This is a genomic window from Streptomyces sp. NPDC091377, from assembly GCF_044757045.1.
GTDB lineage: Bacteria > Actinomycetota > Actinomycetes > Streptomycetales > Streptomycetaceae > Streptomyces.
Window position 1 is genome coordinate 159,002 of record NZ_JBIVUE010000015.1, and the last position, 24,960, is coordinate 183,961.

The window sequence follows — 24,960 nt, forward strand, 5'->3', positions numbered from 1 at the left end:
CGAACCGCCCTGCCCCCGGGGCCCGCCCCGAGCCCGCTAAGTACGACGAATAGCCCGTTCAGCGGCCCCCCACCCGGCCCCCCACAAAGGGCGCCGCCCCCGCCCCGACCGCACGATGCGAACAGAGGCCCGCCGTCCGGCGGCCCGGTCCGTGCTCTCGGGAGGATCCGCCATGACCGCCAGTCTGGAGGCGCTGCGCCGCTGCCACTTCGCCGTCGATCTCGGCGCCGCGCGCACACGGGTCTACGTCAAGGGCGACGGGCTCGTCGTGGACCAGCCGTCCGCCGCCGCCGTGAACACCCGGACCGGCGCGCTGATCGCGGTCGGGGAGTTCGCGGAGAAGATGACGGGCCGCACCCCGCACTACATCCGGGTGGTGCGCCCGGTGTCCGGCGGCACGGTGGTGGACATCGAGATGGCCCAGCGGATGCTGCGGCATCTGCTCGGCGACAAGGTCCGCCGTACCCTGCGGCGCAAACCCCGGCTGCGCGCGGCGGCCTGCACCCCGCACGACTCGGACCCGCTCGCCCAGCGCGCCACGATCGAGACCCTCGTCGGCCTCGGCGCCCGGCGCGTGGAACTGGTCGACACCCTCATCGCCGCCGCCGTCGGCTGCGGACTGCCCGTCGAGCAGCCCGAGGCGACGATGGTGCTGGTGTGCGGGGCGGCGGCCACCCAGGTCGCGGTGCTGTCGCTGGGCTCCATCGTCACCGCCGAGCGGATCCCGGTGGGCGGCGAGGCCGTGGACCACGCCATCGTGCAGCATCTGCGGCACGCCCACGAACTGATGCTGCCCAGCCAGTCCGTACGACCGCTGCAACTCGCCCTGTCCGGCAACGGGCTGACCGCGCAGGGGCCGACGTCCACCGAGATCCACGGGCGGGACGTCGCCACCGGCCTGGCCCGCAGCGTCCAGGTGGACACGGCTGCCGTGCGGGACGCCATCCAGACCCCGCTGACGGCGATCCTCGACGGCATCGGCAAGGTGCTGCGGGACTGCCCGCCGGATCTGGTGGCCGACCTCGCGGACCGGGGGATCATGATGGTCGGCGGGTCGGCGCTGCTGCCGGGCCTGGACCAGATGCTGCGGCAGGCCACCGGGATGCCGGTGCACATCGCCGAGCGGCCCGACATCTGCGCCGTGCAGGGGCTCGGCATGATGCTGGAGGGCCAGATCCAGCCGCTGGCACTGGACCCGCTGGGCGGCTGAGCCATGGCGGCCGAGCCGCTGCCGTCCCCCCTGCTGGACGCGGTCATCGGCGTCGGCGCCGACCTCGACCTCGGCACCACCCTCCAGCATCTGGTGGCGGGGGCCGCCGAGGTGACCGGCGCCCGGTACGCCGCGCTCGCGATGACCGACCCGGCGCGGGACGGGCTGCGGGAGATCCGTACCGCCGAACCGCCCGCCGGGGCGGGCACCCTGGACGTCCCCGTCCATGTCGAGGGCGAACTCTTCGGCCGGCTGCGGCTGTCCGGCAAGCAGGGCGGCGGCCCGTTCACCGCCGGGGACGAGGAACTGCTGCGGCTGCTGGCGGTGCAGGCGGGCATCGCGATCGGCAACGCCCGGCTGTACGAGGCGGCCCGGCAGCGCGAGCGGTGGATCGAGGGCTCGGCGGCGGTCACCAACGCGCTGCTCACCGGGGAGAGCGCGGACGACGCCCTGACGACGGTCGCCGAACGCGCCCGGCTCCTCGCCGACGCCGCCGCCGGGGTGATCCTCCAGCCCACCGAGGAGGGCGGCATGGAGATCGTCACCGCCTCCACCCGGGCCGACCCGGGGGACATCGTGGGGACGACGATCGCGCCGGGCAGCCCGGTCCTGGTCCAACTCCTGGGCGGCGAGCCGGTCTACATCGACGACTCGGCGACCGACCCCCGGATGACCACCCACGTCCGCCACCGCTTCGGCCCCAGCATGATGCTGCCGCTCCAGTCCGGGGGCCGGCTGATCGGCACCCTCGCCCTGCCCCGCCGCCGGGGCGGCCGGCCGTACACGGACGTGGAGAAGCTGCTGGCGACCCAGTTCGCCTCCCAGGCCGCGGTCGCCCTGGTGCTCGCCGACACCCGGCACCGCCGCGAGCGTCTCGCGGTGTACGAGGACCGCGACCGTATCGCCCGCGATCTGCACGACCTCGTGGTCCAGCGGCTGTTCGCGACGGCGATGATGCTGGAGTCCACCCAGCGCAGGGCACCGGACGAGCCGGACGTGCACGCCACCCTCGGCCGGGCGGTGGACGAACTCCAGTCCACGATCCAGGAGGTCCGCACCACCATCTACGCCCTTCAGCAGCCCCCGACCGAGGCCCCGGCGACCCTGCGCGGCCGGGTCCTGCGCGAGACGGCGACCGCGGCGGCCCGCCTCGGCTTCCAGCCCTCGGTGCGCTTCACAGGGCCGGTCGACTCCCGGGTCCCCGAGCCCACCGCCGCCCGGCTCCTCACCGCGCTGCGCGGCGCCCTTGGCGCCATCGTCCGCCGCCGGTCCGTCACCCGGGTCGACATCGGCGTCGACACGACGACCCGGCTCCCGGACGGCCGGTCGAGCGTCAGCCTGACGGTGTACGACGACGGCCCCGCCCCCGCCCGGGGCCCGCGGGCCGGTACGACGGTGAGGTGGCAGGCCCCGCTGTGACCCGGCCCGCCACACCCACCCCGCCGGTGCCTACCCGGCCGCCTCTTCGGCGTCTTCGACGTGCTCGGCCTGCTCGGCCTGCTCGGCCTGCTCGGCCTGCTCGACGTGCTCGGCGTCCTCGGCGTCCTCGGCGTCCTCGGCGTCTTCGACGTGCTCGACGTGCTCGGCGTGTTCCGTACCGCCGTCCGGGTCGGCCGGCTCCTCGGTCCTCGGCGCGGGCCTGCGTCTCGTCGCCCTGGCCCCCTCCCCCACGAGCCAGGCCACCACCTCGTCGGCGTCCTGGTGGCGGGCGATGTCCAGCGGCGTCCGCTCGTCGGGGCCGACCCGGTCCAGGTCGGCGCCGAGCCCGTGGAGATAGCGGGCCACGGCCACCTGCCCGCCGTGGCAGGCGTGCCAGAAGGCGAGGTCGAGCGCGTCGGCGGAGGGCGGGTCCTGGTCGACGTACGCCCGGACCCGGTCCAGGAGGCCGAGCGCGGCGGCGTCGTCCAGCCGGACGTGCGCCCCGTGCTCGACCAGCCGCCGGGCCGCCCGCCACTGCCCGAACCCGCAGGCGTCGGCGAGCGGGGAGCCGCCGCCGAGCACCGCGCCCGGCGCCTCGATGTCGGCCCCGGCCTTGAGCAGCGCGTCGATCGCCGGGACGTCGTTGCTGCTCGCCGCCCAGTGCAGCGGGGTCTCGGCGTGCGCGCCCACGAACCGGGCGCCGGGATCGGCCCCGGCCGCCACCAGCGTGGCGATGACCTCGGGGCCGCGCGGGTAGTGACCGGGCCAGTCGGTGACCAGGTGCAGCAGGGTGCGGGTACCGGCGCGGTCCTGGTCCTCGGACTCGGTGATGCCGGCGGACGCCAGTGCGGGGTGCTCGGCGAGCAGGGCGCGCAGCGCCGCCAGATCGCCGGTGCGGATCGCCTCGGTGACCGCCACGGCCAGCGGGTCACGGGAGTTCAAGGTCGTCATGGAGACCCAGCCTCCCACCCGAACGTTCCCGGATCGAACCCCGTCACAGGAACGGCCGGAGGGCGACACGTGCCACCGCTCCGGCCGGCCGTCGGGGGACCGACCGTCCAGGGATGCCCGCGGGCCGGGGCGCGTCACAGCTCACGGACGCTTCCGCCGAGCCTGTCCCGCAACCCGTCGAGCGTCTCCGCCCGCGCGCTGACCACCCATCGGGTGCCGACCAGATATCTCCCGCCGTACACCCTCGCGGAGTCCAGCCAGGTCTCCTTGAGGCGTTCCTCCGGGAAGGTCGTGATCAGATAGTCCGCCGGTCCGGTGTGGCAGACGCCCTGCCGCAACTCCTCCGCGTCGATACGGATCTTCGGTTCGCACCCGGTCAGCGCGGCGATCACCTCCACCTTGGCGGGGGCCATCACCCCGGCCTCGGGGGCCGCCGACACCTCGGGCGCGGCCGGCTCGTCCGCCCGCTCCCCCGCACCGGCGTTACAGGCCGTGGCCAGCGCGACCGCGCCCACCCCCGCGACCAGCGCGAGCCGTCCTCGACGCATCCGCTCACCCAGCGACATGCCGACTCATACGGACGTACCCGGGACGGCGTTCAACCGTCCGCCCGCCCGGCGCGATCAGCCCTGGGCGAACGTCCGCCGCCCGCCCGCCGACCGCCCTAGGCTCGCCCCATGACCGAGACCACTCCCTTCTGGGACGCCCTGGCGACGGGTGTCCTGCGGCTGCCCTCCGGCCGGCTGGTGCGCGGGCGCGGGCTGCGCAAGCCGCTCCCGGAGGGCCCTCGCCCCGCCTTCGCCCTCCACCTTCTCGGCCGCCGGCCGCCGCCCGTCGACTGGGACAGCATCTGGGTGCGCTGGCCGGACTTCCGCCTCCCGGCCGACCGGGAGGCCGCCGCCGAGGCGCTGCGCGAGGCGTGGACCCGCGCCGGGTCCGAGCGGGTGGAGGTGGCCTGCGGCGGCGGGGTGGGCCGTACCGGCACCGCGCTCGCCTGCCTCGCCGTGCTCGACGGGGTCCCCGCCGGGGAGGCGGTCGCCTACGTCCGCGCCCACTACTCCCCGCGCGCCGTGGAGACCCCGTGGCAGCGCCGCTACGTCGGCCGATTCGTCGGCCGCTTCTGACAGCGCGCCCCGCCCTCGCACCGCGCGCTCTACTATGGCGCCTGCGTGTCTGCGGGGTGGAGAGGGAGCGGGAGCATGCGGCGGCTGGGTGACCTGGAGTCGGAGATCATGGACCGTCTCTGGCGCTGGCGGCGCCCGGCGACGGTGCGCGAGATCGTGGACGACATCAACGAGGAACGCCCTCTCGCCTACACCACCGTGATGACCGTCGCGAACATCCTCTACAACAAGGGCTGGCTGCACCGCAGCAAACAGGGCCGGGCCTGGGTGTACACCCCGGTCCGCAGCCGGGAGCAGTACGCGGCGGCGCTGATGGAGGACGCGCTCGGCGCGAGCGAGGACCGCCCGGTGGCGCTCACCCACTTCGTGGAGCAGATGGATCCCGACGAGATCAGCGCCCTGCGCGAGGCACTGCGCACGGTGGGGCGGCGGGCCGGGTCGTGAACGCGGCGCCGGTGCTGCTCGGTTACGCGGCGGGCGTGGGCCTCCTCGCCCCGCGGCTGCTGCTGCGCAGCGCCTGGCCGCATCGCGCGCCCGCCCTCGCGGTGGCCGTATGGCTCGGGCTGATCGTGTCGTTCACCCTCGCCGTCGCCCTCGCGGCCCACCATCTCGCCGACCCCACCGGGCATCTGCACGCCGATCTGATCGGGCTGCTGCACTCCTGCGGGCTGACCGGACTGACCGGGCCGACCGACGTGGCGGGGGTGACGGAGCTGGCTGAAGTGGCCGGGGTAGCTGACGTGGCCGCGGTGACCGGGGTGGCCGAGGTGGCTGACGTGACCGGGGTGGCCGGGGTGGCCGAACCCACGATCGCCGACCGGCTGGCGATCGTACTGCCCGGCTCGGTGCTGCTGCTGGCGCTCGGCGGCTTCGCCCGCGAGGTGCTGCGCGGCCACCGGGCCCGCGCCCGGCACCGCCGCGTGCTGGACCTGGTGGGGCGCCGGGCCCCGCAGCTGTCCGCCACCGTGGTCGAGCACGACCGGCCCGCCGCGTACTGTCTGCCCGGACACCGGCCGAGGATCGTGGTGAGCGCGGGCGCGCTGCGGCTGCTGACGCCGGTCCAGCTGAGGGCCGTACTGGAACACGAGCGGGCGCACATCGCGGGCCGCCACCATCTGGCGCTGGCCGTGACGGAGGCGTTCGCCCGGCTCCTGCGGTGGCTGCCGCTCGCCCGGCACGCCCGGGAGCAGACCGTCGTACTGCTGGAGATGGTCGCCGACGACCGGGCGCTGCGCCGGCACTCCCGCGAGGTGCTCGCCACGGCGATGTACGAGATGGCGGCGGCCCGTTCGGTCCCGGCGGGGGCGTTCGCGCTGGGCGGTCCGACCGCGCTGCTGCGGCTGCGCCGGGTGCTCACCCCGCAGCGCCGCCCCCCGCTCGCGCTGCGCGGCGCGGTCGCCGCCGGTGCCGTGCTGGTCCCGGTGCTGCCGCTGCTCTTCGGCTGCGTGCCGGCCCCGGCGCTCGGCTGACGCCCCCGGACGTCCTTCCTCTCCCGGCGGCCGTACGGGGCCCGGGATTGCGGCCTCATCTACGAAGCTACTAAGTTGTTCAGGCATAGGACCGGACAGAGGAGTTGTCGCAGCATGGGAACCCACCGCCGCCCCAAGCCGCCGTCCCGTCCCCGGCTGGCCGTGCTGGCCGCCTCGGCGGGGGCGTTCTCCCTGCTGTCCACGGCCCAGAGCCAGGCCGAGCCGAAGCCCTCGGTCGAGAAGGTGCGCGAGGACGTCGAGGCGCTGTACCACGACTCGGAGGCCAGCACCGAGGAGTACAACGCGGCCCAGGAGAAGCAGGGCAAGCTCCAGAAGGAGGCCAACACGGCACGGGAGCAGGTGGCGGAGAAGCAGGAGGAGATCAACGAGATACGGGCCGAGATGGGTCCGATCGCCGCCTCCCAGTACCGCGACGGCGGACTCGACCCGAGTGTGCGGCTGTTCCTCTCCGCCGACCCCGACGACTTTCTGGAGCAGGCCGCGCTCCTGGACCGCACGAGCGAGCGGCAGATGACGCTGCTCGGCAGCCTCCAGCAGAAGCAGCGCGAACTGGCCCAGACCCGGGCCGAGGCGGTCGGCAAGCTGGAGGCCGCCCGCAAGGCCCAGGAGCGGATGAGCGAGAAGAAGGACGAGATCCAGGGCAAGCTGCGCGACGCCCAGAAGCTGCTCAACAGCCTCGACGCCGAGGAGCGCGCCGAGTTGAAGGCGCAGGAGGAGAAGGCCGACCGCGCCTCCGGCAGCAGCGACGAGAAGTCGACGTACGGCGGTCCGGCGAGCGGCCGGGCGCGTACGGCGCTCGAATTCGCGTACGCGCAGCTCGGCAAGCCCTACGAGTGGGGCTCGACCGGCCCGGACTCCTTCGACTGCTCCGGACTGACCGGCGCCGCCTGGGCCGCCGCGGATGTCTCGCTGCCGCGCACGGTGAACCAGCAGTACAGCGCGGGCCGTCAGGTCGCCCGTGCCGACCTTCAGCCCGGCGACATCATCTACTGGTACAACAACACCCAGCACAACGGCATGTACGTCGGTGACGGCAAGGCCATCCACGCCCCGCGCACCGGCAAGAACGTGGAGATCACCGACCTGGACTCGATGCCGTACTTCGCGGCGACCCGCCCCTGACCCGCTCCGGCGGCGCCTGGGCCTCGGTGTCCGTCCCTCCGTGCGTCCCGCCGGTGGTGTCGAGGTCGGCGGCCAGGGCGTGCAGCCACACGTCCATGTCGACCAGCAGGGCGAGCGCCGCGGGCGGGACGGCGGGGGTGACGGGCCAGGGCAGCGGGGCGAGCCGGATCCGGGGGCGGTCGGCCGGTGACCGCGCGGCCCGGGCCCCGGCCGCCGCGATCTCGTCGGCTGCCGCGCGGGACCAGTGCCGTACGGCGGCCGGGAAGGGCGGCGGCCCTTCGGGGGGCGGCAGCCAGTACGCGCCGATCAGCAGCCGGGAGCCGAAGTTGAGGGCCGCGAGCCAGTCGGCACCGTCACCCTCGTGGGGCACGGGCTCGGCACGGTACTGCGCGTAGGCGGCCTCGGCGATCCGGAGCCGATGCAGGGTCGGCCACAGGACCCCGACCCCGACCCCTCGCGAGGGAGCCGACCGGTCGCCGGTGCGCGGGCCGGTGACGGCGCCCGGACCGGGGAGGACGGCCTGGGAGCCGGTGGCGGCGACCCCCGAGCCGGTGGCGACAGCCCGGGAACGAGCGGCGGCCCCGGAGGCGGGGGCGACCGGCGAACCAGGAGCGGCCCGGGAGCCGGTGGGGGCGGCCCGCGCCGCGGTGGGGACCCGGGGCCCAGGTGCGGCCTCGGAACTGCCGCCGGCCTCGGGTCCGGTGACGGCCTGGGGCCCGGGGAGGGGCCCGGACCCGGCGACCGACTCAGCCCCCGTGACGGACTCGGCGGTGGCTTGTACCAGGGGGCCGGCGGTGCGGAGCAGCGCGGCGACGCTCCGGCGGATCTCGGCTCTCGCGCCCGACGGCCAGGCGAGCAGCCCGCAGACCAGGCCGATCGCGCTGCCGGTCAGCACATCCACCAGCCGGGCCTCGGCGAGGCGCCAGGTCACGGGGTCGAGTTGGGCGAACGCGGTCGACACGACCAGGGTGAACAGCCCCTGCGCCCACGCCGGTCCGCCGACCGGGCCGACCGAGAACGCCACGAGCATGGTCGGCACCAGCAGATAGTCGTAGACCCGGGTCGAGTCGCCCGCCCCGACGAACAGGGCGCCCGCGGCGACCGCGCCGAGCAGGGTGCCGAGGGCGGCCGAGCGGACGGCGGACCAGGTGGCACCGGCGGTGGTGCGGGCCAGGGTGAGGACGGAGAGCAGCACCCAGAAGCCGTGCGTGAGGTCGAGCGAGCCCGCCACCAGCCGGGCGAGGGCCAGTCCGAGGGCCGTACGGACGGCGTTCTGGAAGACGACGGACCGCGGGGTGAGGTTGCCGGAGACCCGCACGTACCAGAGCCGTGCCGTCGAGATCCCGGCGTACCAGAACTGCCCCCGCGGCAGTCCGGGCGCCGAGCGGCGGCGGTCGGCGGCGAGGGCGACGGCGGTGCTCACGGTGACGGCCCCGACGGCGCAGGTCAGCACGGTCGAGCGGTGGCGCAGCAGCGCGTACAGGGTGTTGTCGGCGCTGCCCGTCCGGCGGTCCGGGGCGGCGGCGCGCTCGGTCAGGAAGCGGTCGGTCATCTCCTCGATCGCCTCGGGGCGGGCGGGGCGTTCGCCGCGCAGCGCTGCGGCCGTGTCGGCGCAGCTCGCCGCGATGCCGTGGAGCAGGCTCCGGGAGGGTACGTCCACCGGTGCCGGGGCGAGTTCGGCGAGGGCGGCGAGTTGGTCGAGCAGTCGGCGGGCCGCGGATCCGGCCTCGGTCAGGGCGCGGTCGGACCGTCCGGCCCCGGCGGGCCTGCTGCCGGCCGGCTGCCGCGAGAACCGGAGTTCCTGCCCGGCCCGCCGCAGTCGTACGGCCGCTCCGGCGTCCGCGGGGCCGGAGCGGGCCGGTCGGCGTGCCGCGCGGGCGGCGAGGTCCAGGGCGTCGGCGAGGCGGTCGCCGTAGGAGGGCTGCCGGGGCTGTGGCAGGAGCAGCAGTTCGCACAGGGCGAGGGCGCCCGCGCCGAGGGCGAGGCCGAGCAGCCGGTCGGGCAGGGTGTCCGGCGCGTAGGGCGGGAAGCAGGCCAGGATGTAGCAGAGCTGGAGTGCGGGGACGGTGGTGGCCGGCCGGGGCGCGCAGGCCGCGCCGAAGGTGAGCGCGAACGCCACCAGCAGCATCCCGGCGGCGGCCGACCAGGTCGCCACGGCGAGCGCGGTGCCGAGCGCGATGAGGGCGGCGGCGGCCGGCAGGGCGAGCAGCACGGTGGTGGCGCGGCGCCGCCCGGAGCCCGCCAGCGGGGAGAGCACTCCGAAGGCGACGGCGGCGAAGAGGGCGTAGACGGCGACGACGGGCCGGTCGAAAAGGTGGAGGGCCGAGTAGAAGCCGACGGTGGCCGCCACGGTGACGCGCACCGCGCCGCGGCCCGCCCCGAGGAGCGCGCTCAGCGACGGCGGCTTCGGCATGGCTGACGTCCCGTTCCTGCCCCCGTTCATGCCCCCGTCCCGGCGCGGGGGGCGCGGTCCGGTGCGGGTCATTCCTGGGTGGGCAGCCAGTTCCCGTGCAGGCCGAGGGGGACGCGGACGGGGATGCGGACCCGGGCGACGGGCCCGTGCCCGGGGTCCCCTGCGGGCAGCACGAGGAGCCAACTGGCGCCGTCGGTGCGGTCGGTGGCGAAGGTCAGCCAGTGGCCGCGGTCGGTGCCGTCCGTGCCGGGGCTGGGCGCGAAGACGGGTTCCCCGACGGAGAGGTCCCCGGCGTCCCACAGCACGTCGGTGGCGTGGCCGCCGCCGTCGAGGTCGTACCAGCGCAGCGCGTCGTACTCGCCGGAGAGCAGACCGGGGTGACGGCCGCTGTCGGCGGCGACGGCGAGGTGCCGGTGGGGCCGGGCGAGGGAGCGGTCGTCGATGCGCGGGAACTCCACCCGGGCGTCGTCCAGCGCGGTGCGGCGTACGGTGCCCGCCACCGGGTCGATGACGGCGCGGGTCAGTCCGTGCCGGGCGGCGTCGGGGCGGTGGAGGTCGGAGTCGGAGTCGGTGTCGCCGAGGGAGAGGGAGGGCCACTGGACGTAGTCGAGGACGACCTGTCCGTCCTCGGGCCGGTCGTAGGCGTTCACCGTGTGCCAGACCCAGAACGCGTCGTCGTGGGCCCACCGGACGGGGCCGCCGTCGCGTGGGACCAGGGCGATCCGGGTGCCGCGGTCGGGGTGCCAGGCGAGGAAGGAGCCGCCGTTCATGGCGGCGGCGAGGTCGAAGCAGGCGGGCGCCAGCACCAGGACCAGGTAACGGCCGGTGAGGGCCATGTCATGGATCATCCGCGGCTCGTCGGCGCCGGTCACGGGGGTGGGGCCGTGGCGCAGCCGGCCGTCGGGGCCGAGGAGCGACCAGGTCAGATACGGGGGTTCGAGGGCGTAGCAGAACAACGCCAGTTCGCCGGTGACCGGGTCGATCTTGGGGTGGGCGGTGATCCCGGCGGGCAACTGCCCGTCGAAGGTCTCCTCGGCGAGGGTGCCGAGGTCCGCGCCCATCCGGAACGGGCAGTCGGACTCGGCGAGGGCGAGCAGCCGCCCGGCGTGCCGGACGACGTTGATGTCGGGCAGCGGTTTCAGGGTGCCCACCAGGTCGTCCGGTACGCCGTCGTCCGCGCCGGGCGAGATCATGGACTCCAGGCCGCCCCACAGGGCCCGTCCCGCCCGCTCCTCCGCGGCCAGGGCGGGGGTGCGCACGAACCGGTTGCGGTAGCGGGCGCGGCCCTGGGACAGCCAGACCCCGTGGATCATGCCGTCGCCGTCGATCGGGAAGAGATAGCTGCCGATCGGGGTGAAGCGGGGGTTGGGGCCGTTGCGGAGGTAGACGCCGTCGAGGTCGTCGGGGAGTTCCCCGGTGACCTCCAGGTCCACCGCGTCGACCTCCTCGGTGACGGGGGCGAACCGTCCGCCGAGATGGGCCACGCGGGTCGGGTCGAAGGCGGCGGTGGGTGCGGGCATGGGATCCTCCCGGCGCCGGGTGAGCCGTACCCCGCCAGTCAAGTACCGCGACGGCCGGGCCGCCACTCAGGGTCTGTCGTCCGGATCGTCCCGGCGTCGCGGACCGGGTCACCGGCGTGGAGAGCGGTCGGCGGATCGGCTCACGGGCCGGCCGGGCGACGGTCGCCCTATCCGGCCTGGACGGTGAAGGCGGCGGTGCGGACCGTGCCTTCGTGCTGGAAGTCCAGGAAGAGCCGGTAGGCGCCCGCGCTGGGTGCCGTGGCCAGGAAAGAGATCTCCGGGCCGGGCAGGGTCCGGCCGTCGCCGGGCTCGCCGCTGGGGTGGACGTGCAGATAGGCGAGGTCACCGGAGCGCAGGGCGACGAGATGACCGTAGGCGCCGAGGTAGGGCTCCAGGTCGGTGACGGGTGTGCCGTCGCGGCCCACGGTAAGGGTCAGCTCCCCGGCCTGGCCCGGGCTGAGCTTCCCGTCGAGACGCACCTCGTAGCCGTCCACCTCGGCGACGGCGCCGGCCGGCGGCAACTCGGCCGGCTCCGCCGCGCCCTCCGCGACCAGGTCGGCACCGAGGGTGAGCGCCTCGCCGCCGTCGGGCTTGAAGTCGGCGAAGATCCGGTACTCCCCCGCCTTCGGCACCTCCAGTGAGGCCGACCAGATCCCGTCCGCTTCACGCACGGGGTGGAGATGGCGGTAGACGGTGAGATCGCGCGAGGCGACGATCAGATGCAGTTCCTTGCCGTGCTGCTGTTCGTACGAGGTGAGGCGGCCCCCGGTCGCGTCGACCACGACGCCGAACCGCAGGGCGACCCGCTCACCGGCCGGGAGCCGGGGTGTCTTGAGGTCGAGGGTGTGCCCGCCGTGGGAGGCGTGGAGCCCCCCGGGAGCGACGTCACCGTGCCCGGCGTGCGCGTCATGGCCGCCGTGCGCGCCAGGGCCGCCCTGCCCGGTGTGGCCGGTGTGCGCGCCGTGCCCCGCGTGCTCCTGGTGGTGTCCGTGGTGCTGACCGTGGTGCTGACCGTTCCCGGGGACCTGTGCGGCGCTGTTCATGACCCACTCCTCACTCTCTCCGGGCTCCTCCTGCGAGCCCCTTCGCACCTCAACATACCCCCTGGGGGTATCAAGGGCAAGCAGTGATCATCGCGAGCCCCGACCCGCCCCGCTTGCCGCCGCATACGGCAGGGGGGTATACATTGACCCCGTTGCAAATACCCCCAAGGGGTATAAGCCCTTGGGTTCGCGATCCACGACCCACCACCCTGGAGACCCCATGTCGAACTGCTGTTCCACCGACGGAAGCTGCAACACCACCGAGATCAGGACGACGTACAAGGTCGACGGCGTCGGCAGCGCCCACTGCCAGGGCATCGTGACCAAGGCCGTGGGCGGACTGGACGGGATCAGCGCGGTCGAGGTCGAGATAGGCACCGGCCTGGTGACCGTGACCACCGCCACCGAGCCGGACGAGACGCTGGACGCCCTGATCGCCAGGACCGTGGCCGAGGCCGGCTACGACTACGCGGGCCGCACGGCGGCCTGACCCGCGCTCCGGTACGGATCGAACGCCTTCGGGCCCGGCGAGGAATCGCCGGGCCCGAAGGCGTTGGTGGGTGCCGTCCCTGACCTCCCGGTCAGACACCGACCCGGCCGCCCCGGGCCTCCCCGGCGGCGTCCTGCTGCGCGGCGACGGCCTTGTCTCCCCGCATGACCAGCAGGGTGACGAGCCCGCCGACCCCGGCGATCACGGCGGCCCAGACGAACGCGGCGCTGAATCCGTCCGTCAGGGCGGGCAGGTCACCGAGGCGTCCGGCGCCCTGGGAGGTGGCCACGGCGGTCAGTGCCGCGAGGCCGAGGGCGGAGCCGACCTGGTAGGTGGTGTTGACGATGCCGGAGGCCAGACCGGCCTGCTCCTGCGGGGCGCCGGACAGGGCGGCCATCATCGCCGGGATGTAGGCGAGGGACATGCCGAGCGCGGCGACCAGCGAGGCGGGCAGGACGTCGGCCACGAAGGTGCCGGTGGGCTCGACGGCGGACAGCCACAGCAGTCCGGCCGCGAGGACCAGCAGCCCGGTGCCGATCAGCGGCTTGGCCCCGAACCGGCCGAGCAGCCGGGCGGTGATGGCGGTCATGAAGACCATCAGCAGCCCGGTCATGGGCAGCAGCGCGGCACCGGAGGCGAAGGCCCCGTACCCGAGGACCTGCTGGAGGTACAGGTTGAGGAAGTACCACATGGGGATCCAGGCGGCACCGAGGAGCGCCATGGCGAGGTTGGCGGAACCCAGCCGGGGCACCCGCCAGATGCCGAGCGGCATGAGCGGTTCGCGGACGGACCGCTGGATCACGAAGAAGAGGCCGAGCAGCACGGCGGCACCGATGAGCTGGACGACGGTCCCGGTGGTGGTCCACCCCTCCTCGGGCGCCCGGACCACGGCGAACACGGCGAGCGCGAGCCCCGCGGTGACGGCGGCGGCCCCGAGCACGTCCACCCCTCCGCGCCGGCTCTCGACGGCGGGCAGCAGCTTGGTGGCGGCGAGGGTGGCGACACCGATCGGCACGTAGATGATGAAGATCCACGGCCAGCTGAGCCACTCCGTGAACACTCCGCCCAGGAACACCCCGGCGGTACCGCCCGCGGGCGCGGCGGCCCCGTAGAGCGCCATGGCCTTGCCGAGTTCCTTCGGGTCGTGCGCGAAGAGAATCATCAGCAGGGTCATGGCGGCGGGCGCGATGAGTGCCCCGCCGACCCCCTGCACGGCCCGGCCGACCACTTCGACCCAGGCCGTCTGAGCGGCGGCGGCGATGACCGACCCGCCGATCAGCACCACCCACCCGGCGTTGAAGACCCGCCGCGCCCCGAGCAGGTCGGACAGCCGCCCGCCGAGCAGCAGCAGCCCGCCGAAGGCGATGACGTACGCGTTGAAGACCCACTGCAACTCGCCTTGCGAGAAGCCCAGGTCCTTCTGCATCTCGGGCAGCGCCACCCCGATGATCGACGTGTCCATGATCACCATGAACTGAGCCGTGGCGAGCACGGCGAGCGCCCACCACCGCTTGGAGTTACCGACGGACATGACTCCACCCCTTCCATTTCCCTGCATACCCCCTAGGGGTATCTAGCCGCTGCACCATAACATACCCCCTAGGGGTATCGAGAAGGGAAGGGGCGACCCGTCCGAGAGCGAGGGGGCGACCCTCGGGCGCGACGGCGAGGGAACCGCGGAGAGCGGAGAACGCCCGCCCCGCCCTCCGGAATCAGCGGCGCAGACCGCCCGCGGCGCGGCAACTCCGACCGTACGCACACGAATCCATCACAGACTCATCACGTAGCCCTCATCGCCCCCTTGGGCCCCGGATGATGACTCGTCATCCGCACATCCCTGGGGGGACACCATGCGCGTACGTACCGCGGCAGCCACCGCGACGGTCCTACTGGCCCTCGCGGTCACCGGCTGCGGCACCGAGACCACGGGTGACACCGCCTCCGCCGGGTCGTCCGCGGGCCGTGACGAGGCACCCGAGGACAGCGACGACGGAGGCGAAGGAGACGGCGAGGCGGGCAGACTGCCCGATCTGACCGGTATGGATCTGCAGTCCGCTCAGGACGAGGCGCAGAAGGCCGACTTCTACGACCTCATCTCCCACGACGCCCTCGGCCGCGACCGCGTCCAGGCCATGGACCGCAACTGGAAGGTCTGTTCCCAGGCCCCCGAGGCCGGCCGGCACCCCACCGACACCCGGATCGACTTCGGTACCGTGAAACGGGAGGAGAACTGCCCGGACAAGGACATCGAGACGCCCGACGCCGCCGGTTCCACGATGCCCGACTTCACGGGAAAGGCCGTGTCCGTCGCCCGCGACGCCCTGGCCGAAGGCACGGAGATCGCGGTCACCGACATCTCCGGCGAGGGCCGGATGATCCTCGTCGAGTCCAACTGGCAGGTGTGCCGCCAGGAACCCGCCCCGGGAGAGGACCTGGACGGCCGGCCCATCACCCTCGACGCGGTCAAGTTCGAGGAGTCCTGCTGACACGGGCCGGCGTATCGGCGGGCCCACGCGAGCTGGGTTTCGGCCATCTCCCGGTGGAGCGGGCGCACATCGAGGTGGCCGTCAGTCGGCCAGGCAGGCTTCGATCATCGCGGCGAGCCGACGCTCCATCGCCGCCAGGGTCTCGGGCGAGAGGGTCTCCTCCTCGCCGAGGAGAGCACCGATGCCGAACAGGCCGAGGCCCAGCGTCAGGGATTCGAGCAGGCGGATCTTGGCCGCGGCTTCCTCGTCCCCGGCGAGGAGGTTGCGCCAGGGCCCGCGCATCCTCCGTTCCAGCTCGCGCCTGAGGAGCTTCCCGCCGTCCAGGTCGACGGACCGGACGAGGGCGACGGCGGGTGTCCTGCGATCGACGTCCTGCCAGTAGGCCATGAGGTCGGACGCGAACGAGCCGACCTCCGTCAAGGGGTCCACCGGGTCGATGTGGTCCTGGGCCACCAGGTCGAAGAGCGCCCGCTTGGACCCGAAGTACCGGTTCACCAGAGCCGCCGTGACGCCCGCGTCGTCCGCGATCTCCTGAAGGGTCACATGGGCGTAGCCACGGTCCGCGAAACGCCGTGCCGCCGCCCGCAGGATGTCGTTGCGCGTCGCCGCGGAGTCCTTGGCGCGAGGCGTGCCGCTCCCCTTCGAACGGGCCGGACGAGCCGGTCGCGCCCCCTTCGATGGACCTGCGGCACTCATGTCCATCAGTCTGCCACAGGGGTTGTCCGAGCCCGCATCGGCGAACTGCGCGCTCCCGGGGGCGGGGCCCGGCCGCTCGAAGCGGCCGGTGGCCGGGGCGGTCCGCCGTCTGCCGGACATGTCCGGCTACCGGCTCGGGACGGCGGCGGAGCGGGCCATCCGGCGGGCCAGCGCACGCAGGTCGGTCGACGGGTCCGCGAGCGTCTCGGGGGCCGGCGCCCCGTCCGTGTCGAGGATCGCTCGCGCGGCGCGGACCGCTTTCGCCTCGTCGAGTCCGGCGACGGCGGTGAGCCGTCCCGCGCGGAGCCAGAACGCGAGGAACCGCTCCGGGGTGGCCCCCTGCCGCAGCACCACCTGGTCGGATCCGCGGCACCGGCCGTACATCTGGAGGGACTTGCCGTACTGGTCGGACCAGAAGTAGGGGGCCGCGTCGTTGATCGTGGGACTACCGGCCATGGACGCGCCCACGGCCGCGCCGTGCCGCATGGCGACGTCCCAGTGCTCGATCCGCCCACGGACACCCGTGCGCGGGTGGATGTGGCTGGCCACATCGCCGGCCGCCCAGAGCCAGGGACGGTCGGTGCGGCCGTGCTCGTCCACGACGACCCCGCCCTCGCAGGTGGCGCCGGCGGCCGAGGCGAGGCGGTCGTTCGGGACCACGCCGACGCCCACCACGACGGCGGCGGCGGGCAGTCGTTCGCCCCCGGTGAGGACGACCGCCTCGACGGTGTCGCGGCCGACGTATCTCTCCACGGTCCGGCCGCTGACGACCCGTACGCCGTTGTCCCGGTGCAGTCGGGTCATGAGCGGGGCGACCGCGGGACCCAGTGCGCCGAGCAGGGGCAGTTCCGCCGCCTCGACCACCGTCACGTCGAGGCCCCGGGTGCGGGCCACCGCGGCGGCTTCGAGGCCGATGAATCCGCCGCCGACCACGACCAGCGGGCCGCCCCGGTCCAGGGCGGCGAAGAGGTGCCGGGCGTCGGCCGCGGTGCGCAGCGTGTGGATGTTCGCCAGCCGCTCCCCCGGCGTTCCCAGCCGGCGCGCGGAGACACCCGTGGTGATCAGCACCCGGTCGGCCGGCAACTCTCCCCCGTCCGCCAGGACGACCCGCCGCCGCACCTCGTCCAGCCGGTGGACCGGCAGTCCGACGACCAGGTCGATACGGTGCTCCCGGTACCGCTCCTCGGGCAGGATGGGCCGCACGGCCCGCTCCGGGTCCGCCACCTTCGACAGGGGCGGCTTCTCGTACGGGATGAGCGGCTCGGCGTCCACGACGGTGAGGGCGCCGTCGAATCCGTGTCGGCGCATCGCCAGGGCGGCCGACACTCCGGCGATGCTGCCGCCGACGATCACGTGGTGGGGCTCGGACACGGTGTCCCTCTCGTTCGCGGCGCGCGCGGGCCCGGCCGGGGGACACGGCCCCGGTGGCGGCCCGCGCGCACCGGTGGTGGACGGCCGGGGAGCACCCCGGCCGGTTCACAGCGCCGCGGTACGGCTGGGCGTGCCGACGCTGCTGATGTCGATGACGGTGCCGGTCGCGGTGCCCGACTCGCCGCGTGCGGCGAGCAGGACGTACGAGCCGACGTAGTCCTCGGGCCGGATGTCGAGTTGCAGGGCCGAGTGGGTCCGCATGACCTCCCGGATGGGGAGGGCTTCCTCGATGGACGTCCCGGCCAGCCCCATCGCACGTGGTCCGCGCAGGTCCGTGGCCATACCGCCGGGGGCGACCGCGTTGACACGGACCTCGGGGGCGAGTTCGTAGGCCAGTTGTCTGACCAGGCCGACACCGGCGTGTTTGGAGGCGACGTAGAGAGGGCCGCCGCCGCGCGGGTGGAACGACGCGTTGGACAGGGTGAACACGATCGATCCCCTCGACGCGGTGAGCGCCGGCAGGGCGGCCTTGGCACCGAGCAGATAGCCCTTCACGTTCACCGCGAACAATTCGTCGAACCCCGAGTCGAGTGACTGCGGGTCGCTGTCCGGCAGCGAGCGGTTGAAGTCCCACAGGCCGGCGTTGCCGATGAACGTGTCGAGCTTGCCGCGCCACTCGACGGCCGCCTCGCAGGCCCGGAGGTTGTCGTCGTAGCGGGTGACATCACCGGTCACCGTGACCACCGCGTCGCCGAGGTCGGCCCGGAGCTTGTCGAGCTTCTCCCGGGACCGGTCGAAGGCCACGACGCTCGCGCCCTCGGCGGTGAAGCGGCCGACGATGGCCCGGCCGAGGCCGGAACCGGCCCCGGTGACCACCACGGACAGGTCGGCGAGCCGTGTCATGGGCGGCCCTCCTTCACCAGATAGGTCAGGGGGAGCGCGACGAAGACGACCCCGTCGACGCGCTCCACCGGGTGGACGGCCACCGGTCTGCTGGCCGGAGGGGAGACGGCCTCGCCCGTACGGAGGCTGAACTTGGCCAGGTGCAGGGTGCACTCGACCACGCAGCCGTCGACCCATCCGTCGGCGAGGGAGAACGTCTCGTGGGTACAGGTGTCGTCGATGCAGAACACCTCGCCCTCCGCGGCGAAGACGGAGGTGGGGGGAACCGTGGCCAGCTTGCGGCCTTCGTCCTGCGGGAGTTCCGCCACCGTGCAGGCGCGGACCCATGTGCGGTGGCGCAGCTCAGGGAGGTCCGGGGGGAGCGTGTGCTGGGTCATGGCGTGGCTCACAGGAAGATGCTGAGGCTCGGTGCCAGGAGGGTGGTCTGCTCCAGGACGATCTTCCGAGCCGCGATCCGGTAGGGGTAGCCGGTGTCCGGGGCGGCGGGACGCAGGGTGTCGAAGCGTTCGCCGACGAACCAGTCCTGGTGCCGTTCCAGACGGCTGCGGTAGACGTAGAAGTTGGAGACGACGTGCAGTTCGCCGGGTTCCGTGCCCGGGGCCACCCGGATGTTGGTGATGAGCCGGCGGGTGCGGGAGGGCGGCTCCTCGGACCAGGAGATGCCGGAGCTGTAACGGCGGACCCGGCCGGTCAGGAAGAACGCGTCGTCGTCGATGAGGGCGCTCTCGTCCCGGCCGGCGATCTCGCGGTCGCGTTCCCGGTTGGTGCGGGTCGTCCGGGTGGGCAGCCAGTAGTGGACGTCCTCGGTGAAGAGGTCGTTCCACTCCTGGAAGCGGCGTTGGTCGAGGAGTTCGGCCTCGGCGTACAGGAACTGCTCGACGTCGTGCTGGATCCGCGGGTCGGTGGTGCGGAACGCGGTGGCCGGTGTCCCGGTGCGGTCGATGGTCGTCATGGTGGTCACGCCCTCTCCGCGGGGGTGCCGTCGGTGGCCTCCCGCGCTCCGTCCGGCTGGTGGATCTGCGCCCAGGGCGTGCCGGTGACCAGGTCGCGCCACCGGCGGTAGAAGCCGCGGGCCGCGTGCTCGGCGTACACATGGTTGGACGAGCCGGGCAGACCGTGGACGTCCTCCTCCTCGTGCCCGAGGCCCATGGCCGTGTGGAATCTGGTGGTGCGGGCCTTGTGACCGCGCAGCACCTGCTGGATCTCGGTCCAGTTCTCGCCGTCGTCGGTCTCGAAGGAACCGGCCGGACTGAACGTCCGCTCGGTCATCCGCCGCATCTCCGTCTTCACGTCGTCCGGAGCGTCCTTGGGGCGGTAGCTCCAGGACCAGACCTCGATCTGCCCGGGGCCGCGCGGGTGCCAGACCCGCATGGTGGAGAGGCCGAAGGCGAGCCAGGAGAAGTTCGGGAAGATGGTGTTGTGGTTGTTGACCTTCAGCACCCGCTCGATCCCGACCTGCGCGATGTGCTCCTCCTCCCTGGTCTTCATCCACGCGTACGTGGCGTCTCCGAGGTAGGGCGCCGGCATGACGGCCTCCGGGGCGAAGAAGCCCCCCGATCCGTGTCCGTCGGCGCCGTACTGGCGGCCGGGGGCGTTCGGGTCGACGTTGCCGCCGGAGGCGTGGGGGTCGTCCGTCAGCGCCATCATCGCGGAGGCGTGGGAGACGGGCGCGTGGTACATGTCGCTGGCGAACTGCTCGGCGGCGAACTTCCAGTTGCAGTCGATGACCCACTTGGTGGTTCCGGGCGCCAGTTCCAGGCCGTTGGCGAAGCGGGCGACGACCGCGTCGAAGTAGAAGGCCATGTCGCCGAGGTAGTCCTCGAACTCGGGGGTCTCCTCCGACCAGGTGCCGAAGTGGAAGCCGCGGTAGTTCGCGATCCGCGGGACCTTCAGGGCGCCCCACCGGCTCTTGTCGATCTCGTTGCGGTAGGCCACGTCCTCCAGCGGTACGTTGATCAGGTTGCCCGCCAGGTCGTAGGCCCAGCCGTGGTACGTGCAGGTGAAGGTCTTGCTGGTGCCGGCGTCCGTCCGGCAGATCCGCATGCCCCGGTGCCGGCACTGGTTGAGGAACGCCTTCACGGACCCGTCCCGCTGCCGGACCACCAGGACCGGGTCCTCGGCCATGTAGGTCTGGAGGAAGCTGCCCGGTTCCGGCAGTTGGGAGTCGTGGGCGAGGAACAGCCAGGTCCGCCCGAAGACGTGCTCCAGTTCACGCTCGTACAGGTCCTGATCCGTGTAGATCCGCGGATCGTTCCATCCCCGATCGGGGTCGACCATGGTGTTCAGGTCAATCATGTCCGCTCCTGGTGGAGGCGATGCGACTCTGGTGAGGAGAAGCCTGCGGCAGCGGGTCCGGAAGGCGAACGGTCCCGTTCTGAGGGGTGGAACAGTTCGGCGCCGGGTTTCCGGACCGGGCCCGCGGGCGGGGGACGCGTCTGGTCAGGCGGCCGGGGTGGGGGCGGCGAGCAGGGTGAGGGCGATATCGGTGATCATGTCTTCCTGGCCGCCGACCAGCCCTCGCCGGCCGCACTCCATGAGGAGGTCGCGGACGTCGACGCCGTACTGCCGGGAGGCGTTCTCGGCATGCCGCAGAAAGGACGAGTAGACCCCCGCGTAGCCGAGGGTGAGGGTCTCCCGATCGACTCGGACGGGCCGGTCCTGGAGGGGTCTGACCAGGTCGTCGGCGGCGTCCTGGAGCTTGAACAGATCGCAGCCGTGCCGGAGTCCGGACAGGTCGGCGACCGCGATGAACGCCTCGACGGGGCAGTTGCCCGCGCCCGCGCCGTGGCCCGCGAGGGACGCGTCGACCCGGTGCGCGCCGTTCTCGACGGCGACGACCGAGTTGGCGACGGACAGGGAGAGGTTCTCGTGGGCGTGGATGCCGATCTCGGTGGCCGGGTCCAGGACGTCCCGGTAGGCGCGGACCCTGGCCTCGACCCCCTTCATGGTGAGCCGGCCGCCGGAGTCGGTGACGTACACGCAGTGCGCGCCGTAGGACTCCATCAGCCCGGCCTGTCGGGCCAGTTCCCGGGGCTCGGCCCGGTGGGAGAGCATCAGGAAGCCGGACACGTCCATCCCGATCTCGCGGGCGGTGGCGATGTGCTGGGCGGCGACATCGGCCTCGGTGCAGTGCGTGGCCACCCGCACCGAGCGCACCCCCAGGTCCCAGGCCCGTCTGAGGTCGTGGACCGTGCCGACCCCGGGCAGCAGGAGGGTGGTCAGCCGGGCCCGTTCGACCACGGAGGCGGCTGCTTCGATCCACTCCCAGTCGGTGTGTGAGCCGGGGCCGTAGGTGACCGAGCCGCCCGCGAGACCGTCCCCGTGGGCGACCTCGATCGCGTCCACGCCGGCCTGGTCGAGAGCCGCGACGATCCGACGGACCGTGTCGGGGGTGATCCGATGGCGGACGGCGTGCATGCCGTCCCGCAGGGTGACGTCCTGGACGAAGACCGAGGGGGTCATCGGGCCCCCGTTTCCGCGGCCATGCGCTCGGCGACCTGGAGCGCAGCCGACGTCATGATGTCGAGGTTCCCTGCGTAGGCGGGCAGGTAGTGTGCGGCGCCCTCGACTTCGAGGAACACCGAGACCTGATGGGTGGGTCGCGGCGCGTCCTCCGCCACCAGGGTCCGGACCGGGAGGTCGGCGGGGATCTCGGCGATCTGGATCTCCTGCTTGAGGCGATAGCCGGGGACATAGGCCGCGACGTCGGCCACCATCTTCCCGATGGACTCCCGGATCTCGTGGTGCCGCCGGGCGTCGGGGGCGTCGACCAGGCAGAACACGGTGTCCCGCATGATCAGCGGTGGTTCGGCGGGGTTCAGGACGATGACGGCCTTGCCCCGTCGGGCCCCGCCCACGTCGACGAGGGCCGCCGAGGTGGTCTCGGTGAACTCGTCGATGTTGGCGCGCGTTCCGGGGCCCGCGGACCTGGCGGCGATGGACGCGACGATCTCCGCGTACGCCACCGGGACGACCCGGGAGACGGCGGCCACGACGGGGATCGTGGCCTGCCCTCCGCAGGTCACCATGTTCACGTCGGCGGCACCGAGGTGATCGCTCAGATTGACCGCCGGGACCACATACGGTCCGATCGCGGCGGGGGTCAGGTCGATGAGCCGCTTGCCGTGGGGGGCGAGCCGGTGGGCGTGGTGCGCGTGCGCCTTGGCCGACGTCGCGTCGAAGACGATGCCGATGTCCGCGAACTCGGGCAGGGCGACCAGCCCCTCGACGCCGTCGGCCGTGGTGGTGACGCCCAGCCGGGCCGCCCGCGCGAGGCCGTCGGACGCGGGGTCGATGCCGACCATGACGCCCATCCGGAGATGCCCGGCCGTCCGTATGACCTTGATCATCAGGTCGGTGCCGATGTTGCCCGAGCCGATGATCGCCACCCGCGTCCTGTTCATGACTCTCCTTCGGCGAGGCGCGGGGTGTTCCGTCCGACGACGTCCGAGGTGTTCCGTCCGACGACGTCCGGGGTGTTCCGTCCGGCGAGGTCCGGGGTGTTTCGTCCGGCGACATCCGAGGTGTTTCGTCCGGCGACATCCGAGGTGTTCCGTCCGGCGAGGTCCGGGGTGTTTCGTCCGGCGACATCCGAGGTGTTCCGTCCGACGACATCCGAGATGTCCCCCGCGGCGAGGCTCACGGTGACCGCGCCGAGGGGCGGGACACGCGCGGTCACCTGGTCGCCGGCGGTCACCGGCCGCATCGGGCCGAGGGCACCGGAGAGGATCACCTGCCCGGCACGCAGCGGCTCGCCCAGTTCCCGGGCCTGCCGGGCCAGCCACACCACCGCTTCCAGCGGGTCCCCGAGACAGGCGGCGCCGTTCCCGGTCGCCACCTCCGCGCCGTCGATCGACAGCGACATCACCACGTCCCTCGGCTCGAACTCGTCCAGCCGCATCCGCCGGGGCCCGAGCACGAAGGCGCCGCTGGACGCGTTGTCGGCCACGGTGTCCGCGAAGCTGATGTCCCAGTCCCGGATCCGGCTCCCGCAGATCTCCAGGGCGGCCACCGCGTGGTCGATCGCGGCCCGCACCTGCGCGGTATCGAGCGGGCCGTCGCGCAGGTCCTCGGCGAGCACGAAGGCGATCTCCGCCTCGGCCCGCGGCTGCATGACCGAGTCGACCGGGATCGTGTCGCCGCCGAAGTAGGACATGGAGTCGAGAAGGATGCCGAAGTCCGGTTGGTCGACGCCCAGTTGCCGTTGGACGGCGTCCGAGGTCAGACCGATCTTCCGCCCGACCACGACCGCGCCACCGGCCCGCCGGGCCGCGACGACACGGCGCTGGACGTCGTAGGCGGCCCGGAGGTCGTCGGGGCCGATGAGGTCCCGTACGGGGGCGCAGGGTGTGCGGGATGCCTCCGCGCGGAGCAGCCGCTGGGCGGCCTCCTCCAGCACCGGTTCCGTGAGGGTGAGGGTCTCTGTCATGCCCCGATGGTCGGCGCGCGGTCCGTCGGGGAACACCGCGGGGTTCCACGGGGCGGCACGCCCCTGCCGCTCTCCGGGACCGGCCTGGAATCGGCGCGGCGCGGCGGCGCGGTCAGGCGGCAGCGCGATCAGGCGGCGGCGTGGTGGTCAGGCGGCGGCGCGGGAGAGGTCGCGGGCCATGGCGAGGAGGCGCGGCGCGTGGCGCTTCAGGCTCTGCGTGCGCAGGGAACAGACGGAGACGGCGGCCACGGCGGTCCGGGTCTCGGGGTCGAGGATCGGTACGGCGACACAGTGCATGCCGTCGCGCAACTCGCCCTCGTCGTAGGCGAGGCCCTCCTCACGCACCCGCGTGAGTTCCCGTTCGAGCCGGTCGGCGCTGCGGACGGTCCGCGCGGTGAACCGCTGGAACGGGCCGGCCATGACGGGTGCCAGTTGTTCGTCCGAGGCGTGGGCGAGCATGGCCTTGCCCAGTGCGGTGGCGTGCGCGGGCCATCGGGTTCCGACGGCCGTGGGAGAGCTGCCGGTGCTGTGCCCGAACAGTTTCTCCAGGTAAAGCACGTCCGTGCCGCTGAGCGTGGCCAGATGGACGGTGTCCCGGCTCCCGGAGTGCAGTTCGGTCAGATACGGCATCGCCCGCCGCCGGAGGCCGGTGGACCGGATGGCGCTGGACCCGGCCCGGTTCCCGACCTCGAACAGGCGCTCGGTGAGGCCGTAGCGCCCGCCGATCTTCCGGACGAAGCCGCTGTCGACCATGATCGCCAGCAGTCGGTGGGCGGTCGACTTCGGGACCCCGACCGCGTGCGCCAACTCCGTCACGCCCAGGACGGTCTTCGGCCCCCGGAAGGCGTCGAGCAGGACCAGCACCTTCGCGGCGGAGGTGTCCGCCGGCCCGGTCCTGGGCAGGTCGTCGGACCGCCGCGGCCGTACCCCGGACGCGTCGGCGGGAACGCCGGACAGCACCGTCATCTGAGTCGCCTCCCTCGCCGACACCCACCATGTAAATCATCATTTACATGTACGAGATTTACGCCTGCCCTGGGTCGCTGTCAAGCCGTTCCGGGCGGCGGTGGCCGTGCCCCGCACCGAACCGGCCCTCCGCGCGAGGATCCCCACCGGGGCGTCGACCGGCGGCGGTGGCGGTACGGAGGCACCAGCCCCGCGAATACCGCACGAGGATCCCCACCGAGGCGTCGACCGGCGCCGGTAGCGGTACGGAGGCACCGGCCCCGTGGGTGTGCCGCGGTGTGGAACAGCGCCCTTCTGGCCGGTCGCGCCCCGGGCGCAGGGTGGAGCG

Annotated in this window: 24 protein-coding genes; 8 read left to right on the top strand and 16 right to left on the bottom strand. The window is 73.4% G+C overall.

From position 1 onward, the window contains the following. Nucleotides 1-172 precede the first annotated feature (172 nt). Complete coding sequence (locus ACIQNG_RS28675; RefSeq protein ID WP_401438262.1) at nt 173-1,210, top strand: rod shape-determining protein; 1,038 nt, start codon at nt 173-175, stop codon at nt 1,208-1,210. A gap of 3 nt (nt 1,211-1,213) precedes the next feature. Then, nucleotides 1,214-2,629, top strand: a complete 1,416-nt coding sequence (locus ACIQNG_RS28680) for a GAF domain-containing protein (RefSeq protein WP_401489019.1) — start codon at nt 1,214-1,216, stop codon at nt 2,627-2,629. Between the two features lie 30 nt (nt 2,630-2,659). On the opposite strand, the gene ACIQNG_RS28685 is transcribed toward ACIQNG_RS28680, so the two are convergent. After that, nucleotides 2,660-3,580 carry an ankyrin repeat domain-containing protein gene (locus ACIQNG_RS28685; RefSeq protein ID WP_401489021.1) on the bottom strand — a complete coding sequence of 307 codons (921 nt, stop codon included), beginning with the start codon at nt 3,578-3,580 and terminating at the stop codon, nt 2,660-2,662. A gap of 134 nt (nt 3,581-3,714) precedes the next feature. Beyond that, the gene (locus ACIQNG_RS28690) at nt 3,715-4,146 is read right to left on the bottom strand and encodes a hypothetical protein (protein ID WP_401489023.1); all 432 of its coding nucleotides are present in this window, start codon (nt 4,144-4,146) and stop codon (nt 3,715-3,717) included. Between the two features lie 111 nt (nt 4,147-4,257). On the opposite strand from ACIQNG_RS28690, the gene ACIQNG_RS28695 reads away from it, so the two are divergent. The 4 genes from ACIQNG_RS28695 (at nt 4,258) to ACIQNG_RS28710 (ending at nt 7,316) form a co-directional block, all read left to right on the top strand. Further along, nucleotides 4,258-4,704: a protein-tyrosine phosphatase family protein gene (locus ACIQNG_RS28695; protein ID WP_401489025.1), complete on the top strand. Its 447-nt coding sequence runs from the start codon at nt 4,258-4,260 to the stop codon at nt 4,702-4,704. Nucleotides 4,705-4,779: 75 nt separating this feature from the next. Beyond that, nucleotides 4,780-5,148 carry a BlaI/MecI/CopY family transcriptional regulator gene (locus ACIQNG_RS28700; RefSeq protein ID WP_401438274.1) on the top strand — a complete coding sequence of 123 codons (369 nt, stop codon included), beginning with the start codon at nt 4,780-4,782 and terminating at the stop codon, nt 5,146-5,148. After that, the gene (locus ACIQNG_RS28705; RefSeq protein ID WP_401489026.1) at nt 5,145-6,173 is read left to right on the top strand and encodes a M56 family metallopeptidase; all 1,029 of its coding nucleotides are present in this window, start codon (nt 5,145-5,147) and stop codon (nt 6,171-6,173) included. The genes ACIQNG_RS28700 and ACIQNG_RS28705 overlap by 4 nt, the downstream gene beginning before the upstream one ends. A 114-nt stretch (nt 6,174-6,287) precedes the next feature. Then, the gene (locus ACIQNG_RS28710) at nt 6,288-7,316 is read left to right on the top strand and encodes an NlpC/P60 family protein (RefSeq protein WP_401438279.1); all 1,029 of its coding nucleotides are present in this window, start codon (nt 6,288-6,290) and stop codon (nt 7,314-7,316) included. Here the strand turns inward: ACIQNG_RS28710 and ACIQNG_RS28715 are convergent. The 3 genes from ACIQNG_RS28715 to ACIQNG_RS28725 form a co-directional block, all read right to left on the bottom strand. Then, a complete protein-coding gene (locus ACIQNG_RS28715; protein WP_401489027.1) occupies nt 7,270-9,729 on the bottom strand; it encodes an FUSC family protein in 2,460 nt (819 codons plus the stop codon). The two genes, ACIQNG_RS28710 and ACIQNG_RS28715, sit on opposite strands and share 47 nt — an antisense overlap. A gap of 68 nt (nt 9,730-9,797) precedes the next feature. Then, nucleotides 9,798-11,249: a carotenoid oxygenase family protein gene (locus tag ACIQNG_RS28720; protein WP_401489029.1), complete on the bottom strand. Its 1,452-nt coding sequence runs from the start codon at nt 11,247-11,249 to the stop codon at nt 9,798-9,800. Nucleotides 11,250-11,416: 167 nt separating this feature from the next. Then, nucleotides 11,417-12,292 (bottom strand): hypothetical protein, encoded by an 876-nt coding sequence (locus ACIQNG_RS28725; RefSeq protein ID WP_401489031.1) that lies wholly within the window; start codon nt 12,290-12,292, stop codon nt 11,417-11,419. Between the two features lie 220 nt (nt 12,293-12,512). Here ACIQNG_RS28725 and ACIQNG_RS28730 point away from each other — a divergent pair, with 220 nt between their 5' ends. Next, nucleotides 12,513-12,782 carry a heavy-metal-associated domain-containing protein gene (locus tag ACIQNG_RS28730; protein WP_401489033.1) on the top strand — a complete coding sequence of 90 codons (270 nt, stop codon included), beginning with the start codon at nt 12,513-12,515 and terminating at the stop codon, nt 12,780-12,782. A gap of 91 nt (nt 12,783-12,873) precedes the next feature. Here the strand turns inward: ACIQNG_RS28730 and ACIQNG_RS28735 are convergent, their stop codons facing one another. After that, nucleotides 12,874-14,313: an MFS transporter gene (locus ACIQNG_RS28735; RefSeq protein ID WP_401438290.1), complete on the bottom strand. Its 1,440-nt coding sequence runs from the start codon at nt 14,311-14,313 to the stop codon at nt 12,874-12,876. 319 nt (nt 14,314-14,632) lie between these two features. On the opposite strand from ACIQNG_RS28735, the gene ACIQNG_RS28740 reads away from it, so the two are divergent. After that, a complete protein-coding gene (locus ACIQNG_RS28740; RefSeq protein WP_401438293.1) occupies nt 14,633-15,268 on the top strand; it encodes a hypothetical protein in 636 nt (211 codons plus the stop codon). Nucleotides 15,269-15,349: 81 nt separating this feature from the next. Here the strand turns inward: ACIQNG_RS28740 and ACIQNG_RS28745 are convergent, their stop codons facing one another. The 10 genes from ACIQNG_RS28745 to ACIQNG_RS28790 form a co-directional block, all read right to left on the bottom strand. Continuing rightward, nucleotides 15,350-15,964: a TetR/AcrR family transcriptional regulator gene (locus tag ACIQNG_RS28745; RefSeq protein ID WP_401489035.1), complete on the bottom strand. Its 615-nt coding sequence runs from the start codon at nt 15,962-15,964 to the stop codon at nt 15,350-15,352. A 126-nt stretch (nt 15,965-16,090) separates the two neighbouring features. Then, entirely contained in the window at nt 16,091-17,335 is a 1,245-nt protein-coding gene (locus tag ACIQNG_RS28750; protein ID WP_401489036.1) for an NAD(P)/FAD-dependent oxidoreductase, read from the bottom strand. Between the two features lie 105 nt (nt 17,336-17,440). Beyond that, nucleotides 17,441-18,238, bottom strand: coding sequence for a 3-(cis-5,6-dihydroxycyclohexa-1,3-dien-1-yl)propanoate dehydrogenase (hcaB, locus tag ACIQNG_RS28755; RefSeq protein ID WP_401489038.1), 798 nt, complete (start codon nt 18,236-18,238; stop codon nt 17,441-17,443). Beyond that, nucleotides 18,235-18,627, bottom strand: coding sequence for a bifunctional 3-phenylpropionate/cinnamic acid dioxygenase ferredoxin subunit (locus ACIQNG_RS28760; RefSeq protein WP_401489040.1), 393 nt, complete (start codon nt 18,625-18,627; stop codon nt 18,235-18,237). Before ACIQNG_RS28760 ends, hcaB begins: the two co-directional genes overlap by 4 nt. Continuing rightward, complete coding sequence (locus ACIQNG_RS28765; RefSeq protein ID WP_401489095.1) at nt 18,624-19,190, bottom strand: aromatic-ring-hydroxylating dioxygenase subunit beta; 567 nt, start codon at nt 19,188-19,190, stop codon at nt 18,624-18,626. Before ACIQNG_RS28765 ends, ACIQNG_RS28760 begins: the two co-directional genes overlap by 4 nt. Nucleotides 19,191-19,195: 5 nt before the next feature. Further along, nucleotides 19,196-20,533, bottom strand: a complete 1,338-nt coding sequence (locus ACIQNG_RS28770) for an aromatic ring-hydroxylating dioxygenase subunit alpha (protein WP_401489042.1) — start codon at nt 20,531-20,533, stop codon at nt 19,196-19,198. Between the two features lie 144 nt (nt 20,534-20,677). Continuing rightward, on the bottom strand, nt 20,678-21,700 hold the full coding sequence (gene dmpG / locus ACIQNG_RS28775) for a 4-hydroxy-2-oxovalerate aldolase (RefSeq protein ID WP_401489044.1): 1,023 nt from the start codon (nt 21,698-21,700) through the stop codon (nt 20,678-20,680). Beyond that, the gene (locus tag ACIQNG_RS28780; protein WP_401489046.1) at nt 21,697-22,641 is read right to left on the bottom strand and encodes an acetaldehyde dehydrogenase (acetylating); all 945 of its coding nucleotides are present in this window, start codon (nt 22,639-22,641) and stop codon (nt 21,697-21,699) included. The genes dmpG and ACIQNG_RS28780 overlap by 4 nt, the downstream gene beginning before the upstream one ends. Continuing rightward, on the bottom strand, nt 22,638-23,666 hold the full coding sequence (locus ACIQNG_RS28785) for a 2-keto-4-pentenoate hydratase (protein ID WP_401489048.1): 1,029 nt from the start codon (nt 23,664-23,666) through the stop codon (nt 22,638-22,640). The genes ACIQNG_RS28780 and ACIQNG_RS28785 overlap by 4 nt, the downstream gene beginning before the upstream one ends. Before the next feature lie 147 nt (nt 23,667-23,813). Next, nucleotides 23,814-24,632 carry an IclR family transcriptional regulator gene (locus tag ACIQNG_RS28790; RefSeq protein ID WP_401489050.1) on the bottom strand — a complete coding sequence of 273 codons (819 nt, stop codon included), beginning with the start codon at nt 24,630-24,632 and terminating at the stop codon, nt 23,814-23,816. Nucleotides 24,633-24,960 lie beyond the last annotated feature (328 nt).

What these genes read in the sequence shown, in the direction of transcription:
- ACIQNG_RS28725 (WP_401489031.1), bottom strand. Translation starts at nt 12,292, where the DNA reads ATGAACAGCGCCGCACAGGTCCCCGGGAACGGTCAGCACCACGGTCAG.
- ACIQNG_RS28680 (WP_401489019.1), top strand. Translation starts at nt 1,214, where the DNA reads ATGGCGGCCGAGCCGCTGCCGTCCCCCCTGCTGGACGCGGTCATCGGC.
- ACIQNG_RS28720 (WP_401489029.1), bottom strand. Translation starts at nt 11,249, where the DNA reads ATGCCCGCACCCACCGCCGCCTTCGACCCGACCCGCGTGGCCCATCTC.
- ACIQNG_RS28710 (WP_401438279.1), top strand. Translation starts at nt 6,288, where the DNA reads ATGGGAACCCACCGCCGCCCCAAGCCGCCGTCCCGTCCCCGGCTGGCC.
- ACIQNG_RS28700 (WP_401438274.1), top strand. Translation starts at nt 4,780, where the DNA reads ATGCGGCGGCTGGGTGACCTGGAGTCGGAGATCATGGACCGTCTCTGG.
- ACIQNG_RS28740 (WP_401438293.1), top strand. Translation starts at nt 14,633, where the DNA reads ATGCGCGTACGTACCGCGGCAGCCACCGCGACGGTCCTACTGGCCCTC.
- ACIQNG_RS28685 (WP_401489021.1), bottom strand. Translation starts at nt 3,580, where the DNA reads ATGACGACCTTGAACTCCCGTGACCCGCTGGCCGTGGCGGTCACCGAG.
- ACIQNG_RS28790 (WP_401489050.1), bottom strand. Translation starts at nt 24,632, where the DNA reads ATGACGGTGCTGTCCGGCGTTCCCGCCGACGCGTCCGGGGTACGGCCG.
- hcaB (WP_401489038.1), bottom strand. Translation starts at nt 18,238, where the DNA reads ATGACACGGCTCGCCGACCTGTCCGTGGTGGTCACCGGGGCCGGTTCC.
- ACIQNG_RS28735 (WP_401438290.1), bottom strand. Translation starts at nt 14,313, where the DNA reads ATGTCCGTCGGTAACTCCAAGCGGTGGTGGGCGCTCGCCGTGCTCGCC.
- ACIQNG_RS28770 (WP_401489042.1), bottom strand. Translation starts at nt 20,533, where the DNA reads ATGATTGACCTGAACACCATGGTCGACCCCGATCGGGGATGGAACGAT.
- ACIQNG_RS28730 (WP_401489033.1), top strand. Translation starts at nt 12,513, where the DNA reads ATGTCGAACTGCTGTTCCACCGACGGAAGCTGCAACACCACCGAGATC.
- ACIQNG_RS28745 (WP_401489035.1), bottom strand. Translation starts at nt 15,964, where the DNA reads ATGAGTGCCGCAGGTCCATCGAAGGGGGCGCGACCGGCTCGTCCGGCC.
- dmpG (WP_401489044.1), bottom strand. Translation starts at nt 21,700, where the DNA reads ATGACCCCCTCGGTCTTCGTCCAGGACGTCACCCTGCGGGACGGCATG.
- ACIQNG_RS28765 (WP_401489095.1), bottom strand. Translation starts at nt 19,190, where the DNA reads ATGACGACCATCGACCGCACCGGGACACCGGCCACCGCGTTCCGCACC.
- ACIQNG_RS28780 (WP_401489046.1), bottom strand. Translation starts at nt 22,641, where the DNA reads ATGAACAGGACGCGGGTGGCGATCATCGGCTCGGGCAACATCGGCACC.
- ACIQNG_RS28695 (WP_401489025.1), top strand. Translation starts at nt 4,258, where the DNA reads ATGACCGAGACCACTCCCTTCTGGGACGCCCTGGCGACGGGTGTCCTG.
- ACIQNG_RS28675 (WP_401438262.1), top strand. Translation starts at nt 173, where the DNA reads ATGACCGCCAGTCTGGAGGCGCTGCGCCGCTGCCACTTCGCCGTCGAT.
- ACIQNG_RS28715 (WP_401489027.1), bottom strand. Translation starts at nt 9,729, where the DNA reads ATGCCGAAGCCGCCGTCGCTGAGCGCGCTCCTCGGGGCGGGCCGCGGC.
- ACIQNG_RS28785 (WP_401489048.1), bottom strand. Translation starts at nt 23,666, where the DNA reads ATGACAGAGACCCTCACCCTCACGGAACCGGTGCTGGAGGAGGCCGCC.
- ACIQNG_RS28690 (WP_401489023.1), bottom strand. Translation starts at nt 4,146, where the DNA reads ATGTCGCTGGGTGAGCGGATGCGTCGAGGACGGCTCGCGCTGGTCGCG.